At 64.2% G+C, this 23,929-nt stretch carries 6 protein-coding genes; all 6 read right to left on the reverse strand.

The window, feature by feature from the left end; genetic code table 11:
* Positions 1 to 2: 2 nt before the first annotated feature.
* On the reverse strand, positions 3 to 7,592 hold the full coding sequence (locus K3G63_RS21365) for a non-ribosomal peptide synthetase (protein ID WP_220616182.1): 7,590 nt from the start codon (positions 7,590 to 7,592) through the stop codon (positions 3 to 5).
* 78 nt (positions 7,593 to 7,670) lie between these two features.
* Positions 7,671 to 8,405: an aspartate/glutamate racemase family protein gene (locus tag K3G63_RS21370; protein WP_220616183.1), complete on the reverse strand. Its 735-nt coding sequence runs from the start codon at positions 8,403 to 8,405 to the stop codon at positions 7,671 to 7,673.
* A 63-nt stretch (positions 8,406 to 8,468) separates the two neighbouring features.
* Positions 8,469 to 10,346 carry an asparagine synthase (glutamine-hydrolyzing) gene (gene asnB, locus K3G63_RS21375; protein ID WP_220616184.1) on the reverse strand — a complete coding sequence of 626 codons (1,878 nt, stop codon included), beginning with the start codon at positions 10,344 to 10,346 and terminating at the stop codon, positions 8,469 to 8,471.
* A gap of 125 nt (positions 10,347 to 10,471) precedes the next feature.
* Positions 10,472 to 14,956 carry a non-ribosomal peptide synthetase gene (locus K3G63_RS21380; RefSeq protein WP_220616185.1) on the reverse strand — a complete coding sequence of 1,495 codons (4,485 nt, stop codon included), beginning with the start codon at positions 14,954 to 14,956 and terminating at the stop codon, positions 10,472 to 10,474.
* A 223-nt stretch (positions 14,957 to 15,179) separates the two neighbouring features.
* Positions 15,180 to 16,199: a TauD/TfdA family dioxygenase gene (locus tag K3G63_RS21385; protein ID WP_220616186.1), complete on the reverse strand. Its 1,020-nt coding sequence runs from the start codon at positions 16,197 to 16,199 to the stop codon at positions 15,180 to 15,182.
* 117 nt (positions 16,200 to 16,316) lie between these two features.
* The gene (locus K3G63_RS21390; RefSeq protein WP_220616187.1) at positions 16,317 to 23,882 is read right to left on the reverse strand and encodes a non-ribosomal peptide synthetase; all 7,566 of its coding nucleotides are present in this window, start codon (positions 23,880 to 23,882) and stop codon (positions 16,317 to 16,319) included.
* Positions 23,883 to 23,929 lie beyond the last annotated feature (47 nt).

Below are 23,929 nucleotides of genomic sequence, written 5' to 3' on the forward strand. Positions count from 1 at the left end.
GCTTAGGATAGTACCGGCGCGCAGGCAGCCTGCACGGCGTGCTTTAGTTCGGCGGTGAATAGGTCGGCCACCTGCTGGGCCTGCTCAGCCGAGAACTGCCCCGGATGAAACAGCATGTTGAGTTGCAACGCATTACCAAAGTGGAAGACGTCGAGCCACCAGGCGGCGCGGCACTCTCCGGGCAGTACCTGGGGCGCGGGTTGGGCGCTGATGTCGATGGCCGCCTGCTTCAGGGAGCTGTAGTTCTGGTAGTTGATGCCTACCTCGGGGAAGAAGCCGGGCTCGGCCTGCAGCTCGTGCAGGAGCTTGTCGTAGGGGTACTGGTGCTGACCGAAATCGGCGGCCAGGCTGTCCTGCACCTGGTTGAGTTGGGTAGCCAGGGAGTCTTGGCTGCTCCAGGCACCGCGGTTGAGCACGATGTTGGAGTAGAAGCCAATGGCCTGCCGGTTGTCCAGGGTATGGTAAAGGTTGTGGGCCCGCAACGAAACTGGCACCGCCACCGCCACATCTTCCTGCCCGCTGAGGTGGTGGTATACCCGCCGGCAGAGGCCTAGTAGGGCCGCCAGGGGCATCACCCGTTGGCTATCCAGCCACTGCTCGAAATCCAGCAGGGCGCTACCCTGCACAAACGTTGACACCTTGATGGCGTGGGGAGCAGCAGGGCGGGCGGCCAGATTGGCGCCGGCCAGCTGCTTTTTCCAGTAGGAAAGAGCCTGCGCCCCCTCGGGACCGGCCACGTAGGCCTGCTGCGCTTCCACAAAGGCCTGGTAGGCTGGGGCGGCCGGAGCGGGGCTGGGGGCCAGGGTTCCGGCCAGGGCCGCCTGATACAATTCCGTGAGTTCCGCCTGCAGCACGCCCTGGGAGTAGCCGTCAAAAATCAGGTGAGACAGCACGATGAGCAGCTCGTCCTCGTCCTCGAACCGCAGCACCCGTACTGCCCAGGGGCGCTGCAGCGTTACCTGCTGCCGGGCCGCGTGCTGCGCCTCGCGCAGCAATGTCGGGCGGCGGGTAGCTGGCTCCATCCGGCAATCTACCCACTCCAGGGCCAGCGGGGCCGGGGGCTGGAGCTGCCGGTAGGGCACCCCATCGTGCAGGACGAAGGTGGTTTGGAGCGCGTCGTGGCGCTGCTGCAACTCCCGCAGGGCGGCCTCCAGGGCCGGCTGGTTGAAGGCCGGGCAGGGCACGGGCCCGATTTCCGAGTACTCGCCTACCACCCGGTAGGGCGAGAAGAAATTCTGCTGGGTGTAGGAGAGAGGTAGCAGCTGCTGCTGGCTGTGCTGGGTTACGGCGTCCACCAGGGCCGCCACGGCCTCCGAGAAGCGCGCAGCCAGCGCCTCTATTTCCGCGCGGCCAAACCGGGCCTGGCTGTATTGCAAGGACAAGTGCAGCTCCTCCTCAGAGAGCAGGCCTGAAAACTCGATTTCGTGGAAGCGGGGCATCAGCGGGTGCACTTCACGGCCTTTCTCGCCCAGGGCCAGGCGAATATCCTCGGCCTGCTGGGTGGCAATGTGGCTATCAAACTGCCCGAGGTAGTTAAAGCAGATGGCCGGCTGAGGCGCCTGGGTCAGGACGGGGTCCTGGGCCACGTACTTGAGAATACCGTAGCCCAGCCCTTTGTGGGGCACGGCCCGCAGCTGCCGGCGCACCTGCTGGGCGTAGGCCAGCACGCCCTGGGGGCCCGGCGCGGGCAATACCACCGGAAAAATGCTGGTAAACCAGCCTACTACGCGGCTCAGATCGGGGGCTCCGTTTACCTCCTCGCGGCCGTGGCCTTCCAGGTGCACGGGCACGTTGTGCATCCCGAAGTGCTGGTGGCAGGCCAGGCCCAGGGCCGCCAGCAGCACGTCGTGGACCTCCAGCTGGGTTAGCTGCGCGGCGGCAGTCTGGAGCACGGCCGTATGCCGGGCTTCAATCTTGAAGGACACGGTCGCACTGTCGCTGACCAGATTGGTGCCCTGGGGCTGACCGACGGGTAGGGCCGCCTGGGGCTGACTTGCTACCTGCTGCCAGTAGGACTGCTCCTCGCCGAGCGCCGCCGAGTGGGCGTACGTGGCCTGCCAGGTGGCGGCGCGCAGCAGCGCCGTGCTCGGGGCGGGCAGGGCCAGGGGGCTACCGGCCTCGTACTGGGCGTACAGTACCCCAAAGTCTTCGAAGAGAATACGCCAGGAAACTCCATCTACTACCAGGTGATGCACGGCCAGCAGGAGCACATCTTCGCCCGGCTGGCGGAAAATGGCGGCCTTGAGCAGCTCGCCCCGCTCCAGGCTCATGCTCTGCTGCAGGGCCGTAGCCTGCCGGGCAAAGGCCGTTTCGGGGTCAGCCTCCAGGCGCAGGTCGATGACGGGCACGGTCAGGCGGGGGCTTTCGGCCGGTACTACCTGCTGCCACTGGCCCTGCTCGGTTTTGCGGAACTGGGCGCGCAGCCCTTCGTGGTGGGCCACCAAGTGTTGCAGAATGGTCTGCACAGCCTCGGCCGCGAAGCCTGCGGGCCGGATCAGCTTCACGGACTGGTTGAAGTGGTGGAGGTAGGGCTCGGCCACCAGATCCACGTAGCGGAGCTGAATAGCGGAGAGGCCCGCCTGGCCCGTGTACTCTACTGCGGCTTCCTCGGGTAGCACCGCTACCAGCTTGGTGGCCGCGCCGGCGATAGTGGGCTCCTCCATGAAGTCTTTGATGTTCAAGCGGTAGCCTTGCTGGCGCAGCATGGATACCAGCTGAATAAGCTTGATGGAGTCGCCGCCCAGGGCGTAGAAGTTGCTGGTGGCGCTGAGTTCATCCTTCTTGAGCAGCACCTGCCAGCAGGCTTCCAGCAGCTTCTCCGCCGCCGACTCGGCGGCCACGGCCGGACCGGCGGCGAGCGGGCCCAGGGGCAGGGCCGCCAGGGCAGGGCGGTCTACTTTGCCGTTGTGGTTCAGGGGCATGGCAGCTACCCGCACCACGTACTGGGGCACCATGTAGCCGGGCACCCGCTGGCCGAGGAAGGTGAGCAGGGCCTGGTCGGCCAGTTCCTGGGCGGGTACCAGGTAGAGTACCAGCGCGGGCACGCCTTCCACCTCTTGATAAAGCACCGCGGCTTCCTTCACGGCGGGGTGGGCCAGGGCCGCGGCCACAATCTCCTCCACCTCCACCAGGAATCCCCGGATCTTAAGCATGTCGTCTTTGCGGCCGGTGAACAGCAGCTGCCCGTCCTCGCTCCATTTGCACAGGTCGCCGGTGCGGTACACCCGGCGCTGGGTCAGGGCATCGAGGCCAAACCGCTCCTGGTTAAGCTGCTCGTTGCGGTAGTACTCCTGGGCCAGGCCGGCGCCGGCCAGCCACAGCTCTCCTACCACTCCCACGGGCACCGGCATGCCGTGCGCATCACGCAGGTAGGCCACCACGTTGCGCGTGGGCTGGCCAATGGGCGGGGTGAGGTAGGGCGCGTCGGCCGCTACCGGGTAGGCGGTGGCGTATACCGTGTTTTCCGTGGGGCCGTACATGTTCAGCAGGCGGCCTGCCCCGAACTGCTCCGTGAAGGCGCGCAGGTGCTTGCCTGATGCGGCTTCGCCCCCAATCAGCACATGGCGGAGCTGCCCGAAGCCCGGGAAACCCACGTCCATCAGCACGTTGAACAGGGCCGTGGGCAGGAAGGCTACCGTAATAGCGTAGCGCATAACCGCCGCCTCGTAGGCGTACAGGTCCTTGGCTTGCGTCTCGTCCATGAGTACCACTGTGGCACCCTTCAGCAGGGCCCCGTAGAGGTCGAACACGGAGCCATCGAAGGCGAAGGAGCACACATTCAGCAAGCAGTCCTGGGGCGTGATTACTACGCCCGGCACGCTGTCGACCATGTTTACCACGGCATTCTGCCGGATGAGCACGCCCTTGGGCACGCCCGTGGAGCCGGAGGTGTAGCAGAGGTAGGCCAGGTCGCTGGCGGTGGCATCGGGCAGGGGGTAGGCGTTGGGCTGCACGGCGTCTTCCAGGGCCAGGGTAGCCACCCCGGCAGGGACGGCCAGCGCCGGGCCCGAGGACAGCACCAGGGGTAGGGCCGCATGCTCACAGATATAGCGCAGGCGCTGGGCCGGCAATGACGGCTCCAGGAACACGTACACGGCCCCGGCCTTCAGCACCCCCAGCATGGCCACTACTGCCCACTGGTTGCGCGGGGTGCTGATGCCAATCTTGGCGCCGGCTTCTACGCCGGCCTGGTGCACGAGGTAGGCCGCCAGGTAATCCGACTGCTCATCCAGCTCCTGGTACGTGAGCTGGGTGCCATTGACCACGGCTTGTACCGCAGCTTTCGTGGGGTACAGGGCGGCCTGCTGCTTGAACAGGCGCACCAGGCTACCCTCGCCGCTGGGCAGGGGCTGGAGCAGGTCTTCGTGGGAAAAGCGGCGCAGCAACTCCTGTTCCGGGGCCGGAATGAAGCGCAGGGCCTGAATGGTGGTGCTGGGCGCGGCGGCAGCCTGGTGCAGCAGCTCCTCTACGTGACCGGCTATGCGGGCCACGCGGGCCGCCGTGAACAGGTCAGTGTTGTATTCCAGCTTCAGCAGCAGCCCCTCGGCTACTTCCCGGAAGGAGAAGGTCAGGTCGAATTTGCTGTGGCCGGTTAGCTCGGCTGCCTCGCGGGCCTCGGTGGCTGGCGCGGCGCCTTCCTGAGCCTCGACTTCGGCCTTGTGCAGAATCAGGGCTACATCGAACAGGGGGGAACGGCTCAGCTCCCGTGCTGCGGGCAGCTGCTCCACCAGCCGGTCGAAGGGGTAAGCGGCGTGCTGCAGGGCCTGGGTAGTAGTATGCTTCACCCGGGCCAACAGCTGCTGGAACGTATCCTGGGCGCTGAAGGTGTTGCGCAGGGCCACGGTATTGGCAAAGAAGCCGATAACGGACTGGATTTCCGCTTTTTCGCGGTTGGCCACCGGCGTACCCACTACAATATCCGTCTGCCCGGAGTAGCGGTGGAGCAGCACGTTCACGGCCGCCGTCAGGCCATTAAACAGAGTACCGTGCTCGCCCAGGCACAAGGCCCGGAACTGCTCCAGCGTGGCCCGGGGAATGAGGTGCTCCTGCAGGCGGCCGGCGTAGGAGCGGAGCAGGGGCCGGGGCTTATCCAGGGGCAGCTCCAGCACCGGCACTTCGGTGGCAAACTGGGCTTTCCAGAAGGCCTCGCTGGCTTGCATGGCGGGCGTTTTCAGCTGCTGCTGCTGCCACACAGCGTAGTCTTTGTACTGCACAGGTAGTTCCGGCAGCACCGGCAGCGGCTGGCCCGCGGCCAGGGCCTGGTAGCTGGCCGTCAGCTCCTGCAGCAGCAGGCTCGTCGACCAGCCATCGAACACGATGTGGTGCACCACCGTCACCAGCACGCTTTCCGTGGGAGAAACCACCAGTAGCTTGGCCCGGATGGGCAGCTCGTTGACCAAGTCGAAGGGAAGCTGCTGGAAGTGCTGCACCTGCTCCCGCACGGCTTCTTCGGCGGAGCCGGCAGTAGCTGGCACGGTTTCCTGCTGCAGGGTGAACAGGCCGGGCTGCCAGGGTAGCACTACCTGCCGCACGTCGTCCTCCACCGGCCGGAATACGGTGCGCAGGCTCTCGTGGCGGGCCAGCACGGCCTGGAAGGCAGCGCTTAGCGCCTCGGCATTCACCGCGCCGCTCAGGGCGTAGGTGATGGGCATGTGGTAGGCCACCGAGGCCGTTTCCAGGTTGCTGATGACCCACAGACGCTTTTGCGTGTGCGTGAGGGGGTAGGAGGCCATCTTCGGGGCGGGCAGCAGGGGGTGCCCGGCCTCGGTGGGCACCTTTTCGGCAATAAAGGCGGCCAGCTTGGCAATGGTCGGATACACGAAGATATCCATGAGCTTGAGCTCCACGTTGAGCTGCTGCTGAATATCGCCAGCTATTTTCATGGCCTTCAGCGAGTTGCCGCCCATGTGGTAGAACGACAGGTCGCGGCTGATGGCCTTCAGCCCCAGCTCGGCCTTCCAGATGTTGGCCAGGGTAGTTTCCAGCCCTTCCTGGGGCAGGTCAAACTCGCTGCCCAGCAATACTTCCTCGGGAGAGGGCAGGGCGGCCTTATCTATTTTGCCGTTGCTGTTGAGCGGGAACTCCAGCATGTGCACCAAGAAGGAGGGCAACATGTAGGCGTTCAGGCGCGTCATGAGCTGCTCGCGCAGGTCGGCAATGGGGGCGGGGGCCGTGTAGTAGCACACGAGCTGCAGCTTGCCCTCGGCATCCTTGATGGTTTTGGCTACGGCCTCCTCCACTTCGGCCACGGCCAGCAGGGCTTCTTCAATTTCATTGAGCTCGATGCGGACCCCGTTGATTTTCACCTGCCGGTCCTGCCGGCCCAGAATCTCCAGGGAGCGGTCCGGGGCGTAGCGGCCCAGGTCGCCGGTTTTGTAGATGATATCCGTTCGATCCTGAATCAGAGGGTTTTGTACGAATACCTGCCGGGTCAGGGCCGGGTTGTTGTAGTAGCCTTTGGTGATGAAAGGCGTTTTGATGTAGACCTCGCCAATCTCCCCGATGCGGCAGAGCTTGCCCTGGTTGAGCACCAGAATAAAGGTGTTGTCAATGGGCTTGCCCACCGACAGAATCTGGCCCGGGGCGGCGGGCACCTCCGTAATGCGGTGGAAGGTTTTAATCATGGTGGTTTCGGTGGCCCCGTACAGGTTCACTACCTCAATGCCTTCCCCGAACACCTCGCGCCAGCGGTGCAGGTCTTTGGCGTACAGGGGCTCCCCGGCCAGCAGCACGTACTGCAGGGCCCGGAACAGCTGCTTGTTCTCGTGCTGCTGGGCCGTTTTGGTCAACTGCTGAAACAAGGACGGTACCCCGTGCAGCAACTGGATCTGCTCAGCGTCAATCCACTCTACCAACTGGGTGAGGTTGCCGCGGGTTTCCGCCTCCGGAATGCAGAGCGTGCCGCCCGTGCACAGGGGTAGGAAAATGTCGCGCAGGGAGGCGTCGAAGGTAAACTGAATCAGCTGGCTGACCCGCAGGCCGGGTCCGGCGGCAAACTCCTTGGCTTCCCACTCAATAAAGTGGGCCAGGCTTTTGTGCATGCCCACTATGGCTTTGGCCTTGCCCGTGGAGCCGGAGGTGTAGAAGAGGTAGTTAGCGTCCTCCGGGTCCTGCTCCGTGGCCGGGTTGGCGGCCGGCAGCTCGGCCCAGGCGTGGTGCACCTGCCGGCCCTGCTCCACTACTGTAATGCCCTCGTTTTCGTCTAGTATCAGCAGCTTGCCGGCTTCCAGCCCCACCCGGACGGCCAGCGCCTCCCACTCGGGCAGCCAGGCGCGGTGCACCAGCACGCTGGCCGCGGGCGTTTCCTCGAAAATCTGCTGGAGGCGCTGCTCGGCAAAGTGCAAGTCAACGGGCAGGTACACGTGGCCGGCCTTGAACACGCCCAGCAGGGCGGCTACCAGCTCGGGGCTGGCGGGCACCAGCACCTTGATGATGGCCGGCTCCGGCTCTACGGCGGTCAGCAGGGCAGCAATGCGGTTGGCCTGCTCGTTCAGCTCGGCGTACGACAGGTGCCGGGCGCCAAAGCGCAGCGCCTCCGCCGTCGGGTTCTGGGCTGCAATGTCTTCGAACTGCTTATAAACTAGGGGTTTCATCCTGAGGAGAACTAATCGATAGAAAGGTGGGGAGAGGTGGGCGCGCCCACAGGCGCAAGGTGGGGGTAGCCGGGCGGGTTAGTAGGCCAGGCTGGGCACCAGCAGCTCCTGGTAGCTCTGCTCTACTATTTCCTGGGCCAGCACTTCCAGCACGTTGATCAGGGGCATGGAGGCTGCCACCTCATCGGCCATGATGGCTACCTCCGTGCAGCCGCCGATAACCACGTCGGCGCGCTGCTCCTTGAGGTAGCGGATGCAGGAGAAGAACCGGTCCTTGGCTTCTTGGCATATCACGGCCGATTTCAGACCGTTTTCCATGTACACGGACTGCATAAAGCCTTCCTCCTGCAGCGTGGGGGGTAGCACTACGTAGGCAATGCCTTCCTGCTCCAGGGCGGTTTGGAACAGGCGGGTGCGGATGGTGCCGCTGGTAGCCAGAATGCCCACCTTGGCGTGGCGGCCGTAGGTAGCCAGAATGTGCTGGGCCACCAGGCGCACCGGGTGCAGCAGCAGGGCCCGGGAGTGGTGCTGCATGGCCTCGTAGTAGTAATAGGAGGTCACGCAGGCCGACACGATGAGGTCAACCTGCTGGGCGTTGAGCAGTTCCACCGAGCGCAGCAGTTCCGGCAGCGGGGAGGGCTCGTTGTACAGGATGGCCCGGGTGCGGTCCGGAATGGCCGAGTTGCTGTGCAGCACTATTTCCAGGAACTCCTGGTCGGTTTTGGCCGGAGATTTTTCAATAACGTGCTTGAGCAGCAGCATTCCTGCCCGCGCACCCATACCACCGATAATACCTAATTTCTTCTTTTGCATTTTTCTACTAGATAAAGAGGTTGATTTCCGGGCGCCGGGGGGTAGCCCCGCCCGGCGCGGCGGCTAGTTGTAGCTGGGCATGTCGAACACGTCCAGCAGCAGGTTGAAGGTGATGACCACAATCAGCAGGTCACTATCAAAGGGCATGTTCAGCTTGAAGCCGGGGCGGCTGTACATCTTTTTCAGCCGCTCAATCACGGCCGGGTTGAAGTAGCCCTGCCGCTTGATCTGGTCGTAGCTGAGCAGGTCCATGACCATCTCATCCTTGTTCTGAATGAGCTGGCAGCTGCCTGGGGCCACGAAGCCGAACTTCTGGCGGTAGGCTATTTCGTTGGGCACGTACTGCTCGGCTACCTTGCGCAGCAGGTACTTTTCGGCCAGGCCCTGCATCTGGTACTGGGGCGGAATGGTCTTGATGAACTCGAACAGCTCCACGTCCAGGAAGGGGTAGCGGCCTTCCACGGAGTTGGCAAAGCACATCCGGTCGCAGTGGTCGGAAATGAGGTGGTCGGCCAGGCGCAGCTTCAAATCCAGGTAGGAGCGTTTATGGAAGCTGTTGCGCCCGGCTAGCTGCTGCTTGTTGATGGGGAAGTTGCGCAGGCAGTCAATCTCATCAAACCGTTCATTCACCGCGTCAGAGTAGATGTCCTGCTTGTCGGTGCGGAAAGCCACGTGGTTTTTCTCGTAGAAGAAGTTGCCGTCGCCCCAGAGCTGCTCGTGCATCTGGCCCTCCAGCATGGCCGTCAGGTCGTCGTCGTAGCGGGCGCGGTTACCCACCGCGTCCAGGCGGTAGCCCACGTAGCCCCCGAACAGCTCGTCGGCCCCTTCCCCGGATAATACTACTTTGATTCCTTGGTCGCGCACGCTCGCCGACAAGGCCATGGAGCAGGTGTTGTAGGTTTCCTTCAGGGCCGTTTCGCCGTAGTACACCGTTTTGCGCAGCAGCTGGGAAATGTTCTGCCAGTCGAAGGAAATTTCGTTGTGCTCACTGCCCAGGTGGGAGGCCATCTTGCGCTGGTACACGGCCTCGTCAATCTGGCTGTTGTCGTGGTGGGGGAAGGTGACAGCAAAGGACTTGAACGAGGAACCGGGGTGGGTTTTCTTCATCACCGACCCAATCAGGGACGAGTCCAGGCCGCCGCTGAGGTAGAAGCCCACCGGCACGTCGGCGTGCACGCGGTAGGCCACCGACTTGAGCAGCTTCTCTTCCAGCAGCTCGGCGTAGTACTTTTCCGGGCGGCTCAGGTCATGGTCGCCGTCCTGGGGGAAGTCGGCATCCCAGTAGGTGTGCTCGGTGCACACGCCGTTTTTCAGCAGCAGATAGTTGCCGGCCCGCAGGCTATGGATGCCCTTGAACATGGTCACGGGGCTTACCCACCCCGGGAAGGAAAACACCTGGTCCAGGCCCGTCATGTTGATGCGGCGCTCCACAAAGGGCACCTCCAGGATGGCCTTGATTTCGGAGGCGAAAATCAGGTGGCCCTGCTGCTCGGTGTAGAACAGGGGGCAGACGCCGAAATGGTCGCGAGCCAGCAGCAGCGTATCCGTGCGCTTGTCGAAGAGGGCGAAGGCGAACTGACCCACCAGCCGCTCGAAGAGGCGGTAGCCGTACTCGTAGTAAAGCGGAATAATTACCTCCACGTCGCACTCCGACGTGAACTTGTAGCCCTTGGCGATAAACTCGCTACGCAGCTCCTTGAAGTTGAAAATCTCGCCGTTGCAGATGAGGATAATCTGCTCATCCTCGCTGTAGAAGGGCTGCGAGCCGCCGGCCAGATCAATGATGCTCAGGCGATTGAACCCCAGGGCCCAGTACGGCTCCCGGTGAATGTTGGTGCTGTCCGGGCCGCGGTGGTTGATGGCCCGGGTCATGTTGACGATAATATCTTCCGGGATGACGTGTTGCTTATCCTGGCTAAAAATTCCGGTTATCCCGCACATAGTGGTTGACGCTCAAGGAGCTGTAGGGTAGAGATAGAGGAAGGAAGAGGGGGCGCGGCCGGCGCGTTCCGGCCGCCACCACCGGGGTACTGGGAGGAGCTGGAGGGGCTGGCGGCGCCAGGGGGCTACATTTCCAGCATCTGGGCCAGGAACAAGTCGGCTTCTTCGGCCTCGGTGGCCGAGGCCAGCAGGCTGAGGTCGCGCAGGCTCGCGGCCGGGGTCAGCTGGCCAGCCAGGTGGCGCAGGTTGCCGAGCAGGGCCTGCACCGTGTCTTCGCGGAACAGGGCCGTGTCGTACTCCAGGTGCACCCGCACGGCGCCTGCCTCCTCCACAAAGAAGAAGCACAGGTCGTACTTGCTGCTTTCTAGGTCGGAGCCGAAGCGGGAGATGGTCAGGCCGGTGGGCATCGCCGGAGCCTGCTGGCTGTCGATGTTCTGGAGCACAATCATCACATCGAACAGGGGCGAGCGGCCGGCCTGCAGCGGCAGGTTCAGCTGCTGCAGCAGCGTGTCGAAGGGGTAGAGCTGGTGGGAAGTAGCCCCCACTACCTGCTGCTTCACCTGCTGGTACAGCTCGGTTACCGTGTGCTCGCCTGAGAAGGTGGAGCGCAGGGCCAGTGTGTTGACGTAGAGGCCGATCTGGCCTTCTAGGTCCAGGTGCTCCCGCCCGGCCATGGGCGTCCCAATCACCATATCGGTCTGGCCCGTGTACTTGTGCAGCAGCACGTTGGTAGCCAGCAGCAGGGTCATGAACAAGGTGCCCTCCTGGGCGGCGCCCAGCTGCAGCAGGGCCTGGTATTCGGCCTGGGTGATGTCGGCCGTGAGGGTTTTGCCGGCGTAGGTCCGGTGTTCTGGTCGTGGAAAGTCGGGGGAGAGGTCAAGCACGGGCACGGCTTCGGCAAACTGGCTGAGCCAGTACTGCTCCAGGCGCTGGCCTTCCTCGCCGGCGAGGGAGGCCGTGAGCCAGGCCGCGTAATCTTTGTACTGAATGGGCAGCGGGGGTAGGCGCAGGGGCTGGCCGGCCGTCAGGGCGTTGTAAGCTTGCATCAGCTCATCGAACAGCACCTGCATGGACCAGCCGTCGCCGATGATGTGGTGCAGCGTATACACCAGCACGTGCTCCTGGGTGCCCAGCTGCCAGAGCTTAAGGCGCATGAGCGGACCGGCGGCTAGGTCGAACGGGGTGCGGATTTCGGCCAGCACCTTGGCCTGCAGGGCTTCGGAGCTCAGGTTGTCGCCGCGCAGGTCCTGCTGGGTCAGCAGCTCGGCCACGGGCCCGGTGGGCAGCACCTGCTGGCTTACGGTCCAGTCGGCGTTTTTGCGGAACACCGTGCGCAGGCTCTCGTGGCGGGCGGCCACGGCGGCCACGGCACCGGCAAAGGCGGTGGCGTCCAGCTCGCCCTCCAGCCGGAGCACGAAGGGCATGTTGTAGGCCACCGTGCTGCCCTCCGACTGGCAGGCCTTCCAGATGCTGTACTGGGCCGGGGTGAGGGGGTAGCGCTCCTGGGCCGGGGCCACGCTGATATGCCGGGCAGCAGCTTCGGGCCGGGCCTGGGCCAGGAAAGCAGCCTGCTTCTCTACGGTTAGGTAGTCAAAGAACTCGCTGAAGCTAACCTTCTTGCCAAAGGCCTGGTTGACGCGCAGAATAAGCTGGGAGAAGTTCAGGCTGTTGCCGCCCAGGGAAAAGAAATCGGCCTGCACGCTGACGGGGTTCTGCTTGAGCACCTGCTCCCAGATTTTCTGCAGCTCGGCTTCCAGCACCGTGGTCGGGGCCACGTAGGGGCGCTCCTCGGCCTGCTTTTGCTCGGTGGCAAGCTGGGCCAGCGCTTTCTCGTCGACTTTGCCATTGGGCGTGAGCGGGAAGGCCTTTACCTGCAGCCACTGCATGGGCACCATGTAGGCGGGCAGGCGCTCGGCCAGGTAGCTGCGCACGCGGGCCACCTCTACGGGCTCTTCCGCTTGCAGGTAGCCCACCAGGTAGCTTTCCTCCTCGTGCTTGAGCACGCCTACCAGCGCGTTGGACACCCCGGGCACCTGCAGCAGCACGGCCTGAATTTCGCCCGGCTCGATGCGGTAGCCCCGGATTTTCACCTGCTTATCGGCCCGCCCCAGGTAGTCGAAAATGCCGTCGGCGTTCTGGCGCACCAGGTCGCCGGTTTTGTACCAGGTGCGCTGCTGCGGGTCCCAGGGCAGGGTCACGAAGCTCTTGGCCGTTAGTTCTGGCTGGTGGAGGTAGCCCTGGGCCAGGCAGTCGCCGCCAATGTAGAGCTCCCCGATGCAGCTGTTGCCCACGCACTCCAGCGCCTCATCCAGCACGCACACGGTAGTGTTGGCAATGGGCTCCCCAATAAAGATGCGCTCATCCTGCGGGGTCACTTTTTGCACTACGCAGCCTACCGTGGCTTCCGTGGGGCCGTACTCATTGTAAATCTCGATGTCGGGGTTGAGCTTGCGCAGGGTGTGGATGTGGTCCCATTCCAGGGCCTCGCCGCCCACAATCACCTTCTTCACCGTGCTGCGGGTGAGGGGTAGGTTCTTGAGCATGGCCACGTGCGAGGGCGTGAGCTTGAGAATGTCGATGGCCAGGCCCTTTTCCGCATCCACGGCTTCTTCCAGAATGCTGAGAATGTGCTTTTCGGCATCGCTGATGAAGAGTACCTGCCCCCGGCACAGGGAGGTGTAGATGGCCGTTACGGTCAGGTCGAAGGCAATGGAGGTGAACAGGGCCCAGTTGCCCCGCTCGCCGGGCGCGAAGTAGTAATTATTGCTCCACTGCACATAGTTGGTCAGGCTGCCGTGCTGAATCATGACGCCCTTGGGCTTGCCCGTGGAGCCGGAGGTGAAAATGATGTAGGCCAGATCCGAGAGGGCCGGTAGGGGCAGGGGCTCGGTGGAAGCGCCTGCCAGCACGTCGTCCTCGTCCAGCAGCAGGGCCGTGAGCTGGCACAGCTGCTGCTTCTGGCTCCACACGGCCACCTCAGAGAGCACCAGCTGGCAGCGGCCGCTTTCAATGATCTGGCTGATGCGGGTATCGGGGTAGGCCGTATCGATGGGCACGTAGGCGGCCCCGGCCTTGAGCACGGCCAGGATGCTGATCGGCAGCCACTGGCTGCGGCCCAGCAGCAGGGCTACGTGGCTGCCCGGCCCGATGTGGTAGCGCTGGCGCAACACATGGGCCAGCCGGGTGCTGGCCGCATCCAGCTGGGCGTAGCTCAGGGTAGTCTGCTTATAGACTACGGCCGCCGCCGCCGGGTGGCGGGCCACCTGCTCCTGAAACAGCTCCAGCACGGTTTGCGGGGTAATAGCCGTCGACTGCTCCGCGCGGCCCGCGGCGCACTGCGCCAGCTGATCGGCGGGCGAGAGGGCCAGCTTGCGCCGTAGGAACGTGCTCCACTGCTCGGCTACCAGCTCGATGCTCTGATCCGGGTAGGCGTTGGTCGCGTAGTAAAAGTCGAACACGAGCTGCGTAGCCTGCTCCTGCACCACCAGCTGCAGGGCGTGCGCCTCGGCTACGGCGTGCAGGTCGGTGAGCGTTACGGTAACATTCTGGCCCAGGGGCTGGAAGGCCGCCGCGGGCAGGTAGCCGAAGCCGTAGGAGTAGAAGTCGGTGTCTTCCTTACCCACGTGAGCGAAGCTGAAGAAGTCTTCCCAGTCCAGCAGCTCTTCTTCCCGCTGCTCCAGCAGGGTCGCCGGGTTGGCTTCGGGCCCGAAGTCGGTGGCCTTCACCAGCAGGGGCACGGTTTTGCCCATGGCGCCCACGGCGTGCTTCAACTCGTCGTAGAGACGGTCAAACCGCTGCAGGCCAATAACAAAGTGTTCCGGGCGCTCAAACGAGTACAGAAACCGGGCGAACAGGGACAGCAGCAAGTTGCGCAGGGAAACGCTGTGGGCGGCGCACTGCGCTTGCAGGGCCTGGAACACAGCCGGCTCCGCTACCAGGCGCCGGCGGGCCAGGGCCCGGGGGGCGCCGGCCTTCTGCTCGAAGGGGACCAGAGGCTTCTGGAAGTAATACGGGCGGTATTGCTTCCAGTACGTCAGGGCCTCGGTGTCCGCATCGGCCAGCAGCTCCTGCTGCCAGGAGGCGTAGTTCTCGTAGGGCAGCACGTCCTCGGTGGGGGTAAGCTCGGCGCCGTTGCAGAGGGCCGCTACCTCCTGCAGCAGCACGTGCAGGCTGGCCGCATCGGCCTGCAAGGGGTGAGCCCGCAACCAGAGCAGGGTACGGGTAGGTGCCAGCTGAATAAGGGCGGCCCGCACCGGGGTATTCAGGGCCACGGGGGCGGCCCAGTCGGTCTGCAGGGAAGCCAGCAGCTGCTGCTGGGCGGCCGCATCCTGGTCCTGCCAGTCGTGGGTGGCGCAGGCGAGGGTAGCGGCTTGCTGGGGCTGCTGCAGGGGGTAGTGCAGGGCCGAGGAACGGCCGAAGTACATGGCCAGGCTGTTGTGCCGCTGCACTACCTGCTGCAGAATGCGCTGTACTTTTTCACTGGCGATGGTGCCGTTTAGCTCGGCAGTGGCCCACGTACCGGCCTGCTGCACCTGGCTGATGCTGTCCCAGGTTCTGGCCTGCGCCGGCGCCAGGGAGTAGCCTTGGAGGGTAAGGGAATTCTGTTCCATAAGGGGTGGTGATAAGGACGGCAGCAGGAGGGCGGCCGTGGCGGCCGGCACTCTGGGCCTCTGAATACAACTACTTGGCTAAAAGCACGCTACCCTGCTATTTCTCAACTCTTCCTCAACTCTTCCTGGCTGCAGCGGGGCGGCCGCAGGGGCAGCCCGGGCCGGGCGCGGCAGGTAGCGGGCCGCGGATACGATAAAATCACTAGCTACTACTGGCCCGGGCCTAGTCTTCCATGGGCTCCAGCAGCGACACCAGAATCTGGCGCTCTCCTTTAAAGGGCATGCGGCCGTGGGCCATGAGCATGTTGTCGAGGAAGAGCACGTCACCCTTCTCCCAGGGAAACACAATCAGGGCGTTCTGGTAGGCCTGGCCGATTTCCTCTACCTCCGCCCGGCTGATTTCGGAGCCGTCGCCGAAGCAGGTATCAAAGGGCAGGTTGTCCTGGCCCAGAATGCTGAGCAGGTCTTCGTCCAGGGTGTATTTGTTGAAGAAAAAGGCGTGGTTGAACCAGGTTTGCTCTCCGGTTTCCGGGTGGGTATAAATGGCCTTCTTGCGCCAGCGCGTCACCAGCTTTTCCTCGCCCTGCCACGCAAACTCCATGTCGCTTTGCCGGCATATTTCCTCCACCTCGGCCTTGTCGGCGGTCTGGAACACTTCCTGCCAGGGCAGGCCCAGCTTCTGCGACAGGTTGCGGGTGTACATCACCCCGAGCTGCTCGAACTTCTGCCGCAGCGCCGGGCTGAGGCCGGCCAGCACTTGGCGCGTATCGGCAATGGGGGTTTCGCCCTGCTCGGCGGCGGGCGTCACGCAGCAGAAAATCACCCGCATGGGCCAGGAGCTGGCGTACGACGACTCGCTGTGCATGTTGATCGTCTGGTCGGCCGGGTGGGTGGTAGTGTGGTAGATTTTGTCGCCTACCTCGTGGCGGGGCGAGGAGCGCATCTTGTACTCCAGGGCGTTGAGTTCCAGCTGATCCACGAACTGCTTGAAGCGCGGCACCGTGCTGACCCCGAAGTTGCGGAAGAGAATGCCGCCGTACTGGTTGAGGTAGCGCCCCACCAGGGGCTTGTTCTCCTGCATCCAGCCGCCCAGGTCCACGCCCGGAATAGTGCAAGTAAGGACTACCGGCGCGGCGGTGCCGGGCAGGAAGGATTCCTGCACCACATCTTCCAGTAGGCTCACCATGTGGGCCGATACCGTTTTGGCTTTGCTAAGTGCTCCTTTTAATTCTCTAGTGCGCATTGTAGGGATGGTTGTGCCCCTGCTTTCGCAAAAGGCTGTTGATAACAGGTAGCATACAGGGGGAAGTCCGGCGGCCGGCAGCCCCGGGGAGGCGAGCCGACCGGCCCCGGGTTTTTACTATTTCTTCAGGGATACCAGGCGCTGCTTCACGCTGGACTTGCGCTGGGCGCTGCGCTGGGTTTCCAGGCGCTGCTGCAGGGCGGCCACGCTGACCTCGGGCTGGCAGCGGAACTGCTGCACTAAGCCCGCGAAGGTGTCGCGCAGCTGCTGCATCTCGGCGCTGCTAAACTTGCCCGGCAGGTACACGAAGCGAATTGTCAGGCTGCCGGGGTTGGGCAGCACGTGAATGGAAAAGTCCAGGTTGTTGGGCTCATAGGACTTGACGTGGAGCAACTCCCAAGGTGCCTGCTCAGGCTCTTGCATGGGGTAGTTGCGGAACACCATCAAGTGGTCGAACAGGGCACCGCCGGCGGCGCGGCCGTGGGGCATGTCGCTGAGGGGCGTGTAGTGGTAGGGCAGGGAAGCAATGGCCTGCTCGCGCACCCGCTCCATCACCTGGCGCAGGGACTCCTCACGCTGGAAGCGCACCCGCACGGGCAGGGTGTTGATGAACAGCCCCACCATCGCCTCCACCCCAGGCAGCTCCGCTGGCCGGCCCGATACCACCGTGCCGAAGACCACATCCTGACGCTGGCTGCGGCTGCCCAGGTACACGCCCCACAACGCTTGCAGCAACTCGTTGAGGGTAGTGCCCGTTTCGCGGGTAACTTGTTGGAGCTCCTGGAACTCGGTCCCGGCCAGGGTCAGCTCGACGGTGGCTAAGTCCCGTACCAGCTCGTGGGTGTCTTCTTCCGCGCGGCTCATGCCGGCGCCGCCCACGTAGCCGGAGAGGTACTGCCGCCAGTATTCCTTGCCCGCGGCCTCGGGGTAGGTATCCAGCCACTGAATGTAGTCGACGTAAGGTGGGGAAGCGGGCAGGGCCGCCGGCACCTGCTGGCTCAGGGCCTGGTACAGGGCCTGGAACTCGTGCAGAATCAGGGGCATGCACCAGCCGTCCATGATGATGTGGTGGTAGCTCAACACCAGCTCAAACACCTCGGGCTGCAGGCGAAATAGGTGCCAGCGAATGGGTAGCTCCCGCTGCAGGTCGAAACCGCGGGCCCGGTCCTGCTCGGCGTAGTGGTCCAGAATGGGCTCCGGGGCTTCTTCCTCCAGCAAGTCCAGGAAGCCTCCTTCCGGCAGCCGGTCGGCCAGCACCACCTGCAGCACCTCGGCGCCCAGGTTGTCGCGGAAGATGGTGCGCATCACGGCGTGGCGGCGGGCCAGCTGCTGCAGGGCCTCGGCCACCAGGGCCGGTTGCAGGGGCCCTTGCAGGCGGTAGCGCGTTTGCTCGAAGTAGGCCGTGGAGCCCGGGTAGCGGGCGTGGTAGTAGTAGAAGCCCTGTTGCATGGGGCTCAGGGGGTAGGCGTCCTCCACAGCGCACTGCTGCTGCAGCTGCAGTAAGGCCGTCATGTCCACGTCCTGGGCCGTTACGTCGCTGGCCGTCAGGAACTGGGTTTCCGCCGCCTCGCAGGCCGCTGCCAACTGCAGCAGCTGCTCGTGCCACTGGGCCAGCAGGCGCTGCATGGTGGCGGGCTGGTACTGCCGGGCGCCGTAACGCAGGGAAAGCTGCAGCTCCTGGCCGGCAATGGCCGCTGTGGCTTCCAGGGCAAACAAGCGGGACTGCTGGGCGGCCCGTTCGGTACCCTTGCCTTCCGTGGAGAGAGTAAACGTGGTTTCCCGGTCAGTAGTGGCCGAGGCCTGAAACTGGCCCAGGTAGTTGAAGCAGATATCGGCCGACGGTGCGGCGGCCGACTGGCCGCCACCCAGGTAGCGCCAGATGCCGTAGTGGCTGCTCACGCCCCCGTATTCCCGCAGGGCTTCCTTTACTTCCATCAGGTAGCGCAGCTTGTCGGGCTGGCTGGGGGGCAGCACCACCGGGAACAGGGCCGTAAACCAGCCCACCGTGCGGCTCAAATCCAGGGACATAACGCTGCTGCGGCCGTGGTTTTCCAGCATCAGGCCCGGCTGCGCTACCCCGAAGCAGGCCTGCAGGCTCTGGCCGAGGGCGGCCACAAGCAGGTCCTGCACATCGGCCTTGAGCACGCGGTGCGCGGCCTGGCTGAGCACTTGGGTCTGGTGGGCGCTTAGCTGCAGGTGCACTTGCACGGCATCCTGTTCCTGATTTGGAGCCTGGGGCGCGTCCTTGGGCAGCACCGTGAGCTGCTGCTCCACGGCCTGCCAGCGGGCCCCCGCATCCTGCAGCAGAGCCGAGTCGGCCAGGGCCTGCAGGTGCTGCACCCATTTGCGGTAGGAGTGCGTTTTCGGCAGGGCCGGCGCCGCCTGCTCTGACTGGGTGTAGAGGGCCTCAAAGTCTTCCAGCAGAATCCGCCAGGAAACGCCATCAACCAGCAAGTGGTGGGCGCAGAGCAGCACCGTATCCTGGTCCTGGTGCTGGTAGAGCACGCACTTGAACAAGGGGCCAGTGGTCAGGTCGAAGCTGGCCTGGGCTTTGTCCGAGAGGGCCTCCACGGTGGCCAGGTTTTCGGCCAGGGTAACGTCGCGGAAGTGGTGCACTTCCAGGGCGCTGTCCTGATGAGGACGCACCTGCTGCACCCACGTTCCATTTTCCTGGTGGTACACGGCGCGCAGCATGTCGTGGCGCTCAGTGAGGGTGTGGAGCACCGCCGTCAGCCGGTTCAGGTCGAGGGGAGTAGCGCTGTGCAGCACCACCGACTGGTTGTAGTGAGCCGGCGCGGTGGTCATGGCCGAGAAGAAGTATTGCTGGATGGGGCTCAGGGGCACCACGCCGCGCACGGTTTCCTCTTCTATCTCCATCTGGTCGGCGCGCAGCACGGCTGCCATTTCCTGCAGGGTAGCGTGCTGCATCACCTCGGCCACGCTCAGGTGCAGCTGGTGCTTTTTAAGCTTGGCTACCAATTGAATGGCTTTGATGGAGTCGCCGCCGAGGGCAAAGAAGTCATCGGTGCGGCTGATGGTTTCCAGGCCCAGCACGTCCTGCCAGACGGCCAGCAGCCGGGCCTCCTTCGGCCCCACAGCCGCCTCCCGGCGCTCTGGCTGAGGCTCGGGGGTGGCAAACAGGCCAGCGTGCTCCAGCGCCGCGGCGGGGCGGGCAGCCAGCCCGGCCCACTCGGTGGCCGGATCCAGCTCCAGCGCACGCAAGGGCTGGCCGGCGTGCTCCAGGAAGAGGTGAAGCAGGGTAGTAAAGTGGCCGGCCAGCTGCTCCATAGTGGCCGCCTCGTAGAGGTCCGTATTGTACTCCAGGCGCAGTAGCAGCTCCTTTTTCTCGGTTTCTACAAAGAACCAGGTCAGGTCGAACTTGCTGTTCTCCCCGGTGTAGGTGAGCGGCCGGGCAGCCAGCTCGGGGCCGGTTTCCAGGCCGGAGCCGGCGGCCACGTTCACGTCTTGGGTGTTTTGCAGCACCACCATCATGTCGAAGAGGGGCGAGCGGCTCACGTCGCGCTTGAGGCGCAAATCATCCACCAGCTTGTCGAAGGGGTAGCTCTGGTGCTCGAACCCGGCCAGCACGGTCTGCTTTACGTTCTCGAAGAGCTGGGCCAGGGTATCGTCGGGGCTGAAGCGGGTGCGCAGGGCCAGCGTGTTGATGTAGCAGCCAATCTGCTTTTCGATGCTGACGAACTCACGGCCGGCCGTGGGCACGCCCAGTACCACGTCGGTGAGGGCGGTGTGGCGGGCTACCAGGGCGTTGACCAAAGTGAACAGACCCATGAACAGAGACCCACCCAAGCTGTGGCACAGCTGCTCCAGGGCCTGGAGCTGGGGAGCCGCCACAGTAAACTCGGCCAGGGCGCCGGCTGAGGTCTTGACGGCGGGCCGGGGCTTCTGCCCGATCAGGTCGAGGCGGGGCCAGCCGCCACGAAACTGCTCCTGCCAGTAGGCGCCCTGTTGGGCCAGCAGCCCCTGCGCCAGCTGCTGCTGCTGCCACGCAGCGTAGTCTTTATACTGGAATGGCAGGGCCGGCAGCGGCACGGCCTGCTGGCGGAGCAGCCCGTGGTAGAGGGCCAGCAGTTCGGTGAAGAACACGTTCATAGACCACCCATCACTAATGATGTGGTGCATCACGTAGCCCAGGGCGTACTGGGCCTCCTCGGTTTTGTAGAGAGCAATTTTCAGCAGCGGGGCGGTGGCCAGGTCGAAGGGGCGCAGGGCCTCAGTCCGGAAGCGGGCCGCTACCTCCTCCAGGGGCAGCGCCTCCGGGTAATAGGTGAACACCTCCCCGGCGGCCAGAGCCGGCAGCACCCACTGCGCCACCTGCTCGTACTCGTCTTTGCGGAACACGGTGCGCAGTATCTCGTGGCGCTCCAGCAGCTGGCCTAAGGCGTCCTGGAGCAGGGCCGGGTCCAGGGGGGCCGGCAGCAGGTAGGCGCTGGACATGTTGTAGGCCGTAGACTCGGGCTGCATCTGCTGCAGCACCCACAGGCGCTTCTGGGCAGCCGACAGGGGGTAGCTGGGCTGCTCGCCGGCCCGGGGCAGGATTACCCAGGAGGTAGGGGCAGCCGTTTGCAGCTCCAGCATCTGGGTTAGCTCCTCCAGCACAGGGTGGGCGAAAATCTCGCTCAGGCGCAGGGTAGCCCCCAGCCGCTCACTAATGCGCGAAATCAGCTGGGTGGCCTTGAGGCTGTGCCCGCCCAGGTCGAAGAAGTTGTCCTTCACGCTAACCTTGGGCAGGCCCAGCAGCTCCTGCCAGATAGCCACCATTTCCTGCTCTACGCCCGTGCGGGGGGCCACGTACAGGGTGGTTTCATCCTCCACGTACGCCTTGGGGTTAGGCAGCTTGCTGCGGTCTACCTTGCCGTTAAAAGTGAGCGGAATGGTGGGCACGCGCACGAAGTAGGCTGGCACCATGTAGGGCGGCACGTGCAGCTGCACATACAGCCGTAGCTCCTTGGCGCTGAGCGTGTCCTCGCCGGTATAGTAGGCCACCAGGAAGTTGTCTCCGTCCTCGTCTTTGAGGGCCACTACCACGGCCGTTTCCACTTGCTCGTGCTTGAGCAGGTTGTTCTCGATTTCACCCAGCTCAATGCGGTGCCCCCGGATTTTCACTTGGTTGTCGATGCGACCCAGGTACTCCAGGTCGCCGCTGAGCGTGATGCGGGCCAGGTCACCGGAGCGGTACAGGCACCGGCCCGGGGCCACGGGCAGCTCCACGAAGCGCTGGGCCGTGAGCTGCTCCTGGTTGAGGTAGCCGTGGGCTACCCCTTCGCCGGCCACATAGAGCTCCCCCACTACCCCGCGCGGCACGGGCTGCTGGTCCTGGCTCAGGATGTAACAGCCCAGCGTTGGGATGGGCTGGCCGATGTTGCTGATGCCGCTTTCAATTTCCGGCTGGTTGATTTGCTTGTAGGTCACGTGCACGGTGGTTTCCGTGATGCCGTACATGTTAATCAGCTGGGTGCGGGGATACTTCACGGCCCAGTCCTTCAGCTGCAGAGGGGCCAGCGCCTCGCCCCCGAAGATGACGTAGCGCAGGGCCGGCAGGGTAGCTCCTTGCTGGGTAGCGTCGGTGTGAATGAGGCGGTAGAAGGCCGAGGGCGTCTGGTTGAGCACCGTCACGCGCTGCTCCACCAGCAGCTGCCAGAACAGCTCCGTGTCTTTGGCCACTATCTCGGGCACCACCACCAGCTTGCCCCCGTAGAGCAGGGCGCCGTACATCTCCCACACCGAAAAGTCGAAGCAGTAGGAGTGGAACATGGTCCACACGTCCTGATCGTGGAAGTCGAAGAGGTTCTGCTCGTTGAAGAGCAGGCGCACCACGTTGCGGTGCGACACCTTGACGCCCTTGGGCCGCCCCGTGGTGCCCGAGGTGTAGATGACATAGGCCAGCTGCTCCGGAGCAATAGCCACGGGGCTCACCTGGGTCGGCAGCTCAGCGCGCCGGCTCAGGAACTCGTCCAGCACGGCCTGGTCCACGAGCACCTTGCTGCGCGAGTCGGCCACGATGTAGTCGATCCGCTCCCGGGGGTAGCCCGGGTCCACGGGAATGTAGCAGCCGCCGGCTTTCAGAATGCCCAGCATCACCCCAATCAGGTGGCCGGAGCGGGGCAGGCACACCGACACGAAGTCCTCGTTGTGGACCTGGTGGTGCTCCTGCAGGTAGGCGGCAAACTGGGTGCTGTACTCGTGGAGGGCGGCGTAGGAAAGCTGCTCCTCGTAGAACACGACAGCTGTATTGTCGGGCACGGCCTGGGCCTGGCAGGCAAACAGGCTCACCAGGTTTTCCTCCGTGGGGAAGGCTACGGCTGTAAAGTCGAGGGCAGCGGCCAGAGCTGCTTCTTGGGCCGGGGCCAGGTAGGGAAGTCGGGCCAGGAGCTGCTCCGGGGAGGCACTGAGCTGGCTTAGCCAGTAGAGCAGGTTCTCGCAGAAGGCGGCAACAGTGGTTGGATCGAAGTAGCGCTGGTTGAAGGTGAGGTAGCCCCCCAGCTCCCCGGCGGCATCTTCCTTGAAAAGCAGGTTCAGATCGTACTTGCCCAGACCGGAGTTGGTTTCCTGGTAGGTCCAGGTAGCGCCGGCCGCGGCCCGGGCCGGGGTAGCAGCCTCGTAGTGAAAGAGCACGTCGAAAAAGGCCGTGCGGCTCATGTCCTTAGCCGGGTTCAGCAAGGTGCAGAGCTGCTCGAAGGGCAGTTCCTGGTAGGCCAGGGCCTGCTCCAGCTTGCCGGCCACCTGGCCCAACAGCTCCGGGAAGTGCTGCTGCCTATCCAGGAAGCTACGGATAACCAACAGGTTGTCGGCCGGTCCGGCGGCTGGCCCCAGGTGCTGGCGGTGGTTATCGCCGAAGGTACCGACTACCACCTCTTCCAGCCCGGAATAGTGGTGCAGCAGCACCAGAAAGGCCGTGAGCAGCACCTCTTTGCCGGAGTGGCCGTGGGCGGCGCCCAGAGCCTGCAGCTGCTGGGCCAGGGGGGCCGGCACGCGGAAATTGTAGGTCTGCCCGTCGTAGAGGTGGATATGGTCGCGCGGGGCGTCGGTGGCAATTTCCAGGGCCTGCACGTTGCCTTTCAGCTCGTGCTTCCAGTAAAACAGCAGCGACTCCACGGTTTCCTCCGGGAATTCTTTCTGCCAGAGGGCGTAGTCGACGTACTGCAGCTCCAGCGGGGCCAGTTCCGGGGCGGCGCCCTGGGCCAGCTGCTGGTACACGGTGGTCAGCTCCTCAAACAGCACCTGCACCGAGAACCGATCGACGATGAAGTGGTGGAACACCCACAGCAGGTAGTGCTGCTGCTGCCCGTTGGTGAAGAGGGTAGTGCGGTGCAGCACCCCGCTTTGCAGGTCGAAGGGCTCCTGCACGTGGGGCCGCAGGGCCGCCGCCACGCCCGCCGGCCCTACCTCGGGCAGGGGGCGCTGCTCCAGGGGCACGGGTAGGGTAGCTGCTACCGTCAGGGCCGGAAACTCGCCTTCCTGCAACTGGCAGCGCAACACCTCGTGGCGGCCCACCAGGTAGGCCACCGCCGCGCGCAGGCACTCCGGGTCGAGGGGGCCATCAATTTGCAACAGCAGGGGCAGGTTGTGGTAAACAGGACTGGCCTCGTATAACTTCCCTTTTTCAAAGGTGTCAATAAACCACAGACGCTCCTGATGATAAGAAAGTGATAAAGTGGTATTCATTATATCCTGTTTACTAGTTGTGGGGGTGTACATCGTAAGGCGGGCGA

Origin of the sequence: Hymenobacter sp. HSC-4F20 (genome assembly GCF_019599275.1) — a bacterium.
Lineage (GTDB): Bacteria > Bacteroidota > Bacteroidia > Cytophagales > Hymenobacteraceae > Hymenobacter.

Excerpts from the sequence above, each read along its gene's own strand:
- K3G63_RS21380 (WP_220616185.1), bottom strand. The coding sequence starts at position 14,956 with ATGGAACAGAATTCCCTTACCCTCCAAGGCTACTCCCTGGCGCCGGCG.
- K3G63_RS21385 (WP_220616186.1), bottom strand. The coding sequence starts at position 16,199 with ATGCGCACTAGAGAATTAAAAGGAGCACTTAGCAAAGCCAAAACGGTA.
- K3G63_RS21390 (WP_220616187.1), bottom strand. The coding sequence starts at position 23,882 with ATGAATACCACTTTATCACTTTCTTATCATCAGGAGCGTCTGTGGTTT.
- K3G63_RS21365 (WP_220616182.1), bottom strand. The coding sequence starts at position 7,592 with ATGAAACCCCTAGTTTATAAGCAGTTCGAAGACATTGCAGCCCAGAAC.
- K3G63_RS21370 (WP_220616183.1), bottom strand. The coding sequence starts at position 8,405 with ATGCAAAAGAAGAAATTAGGTATTATCGGTGGTATGGGTGCGCGGGCA.
- asnB (WP_220616184.1), bottom strand. The coding sequence starts at position 10,346 with ATGTGCGGGATAACCGGAATTTTTAGCCAGGATAAGCAACACGTCATC.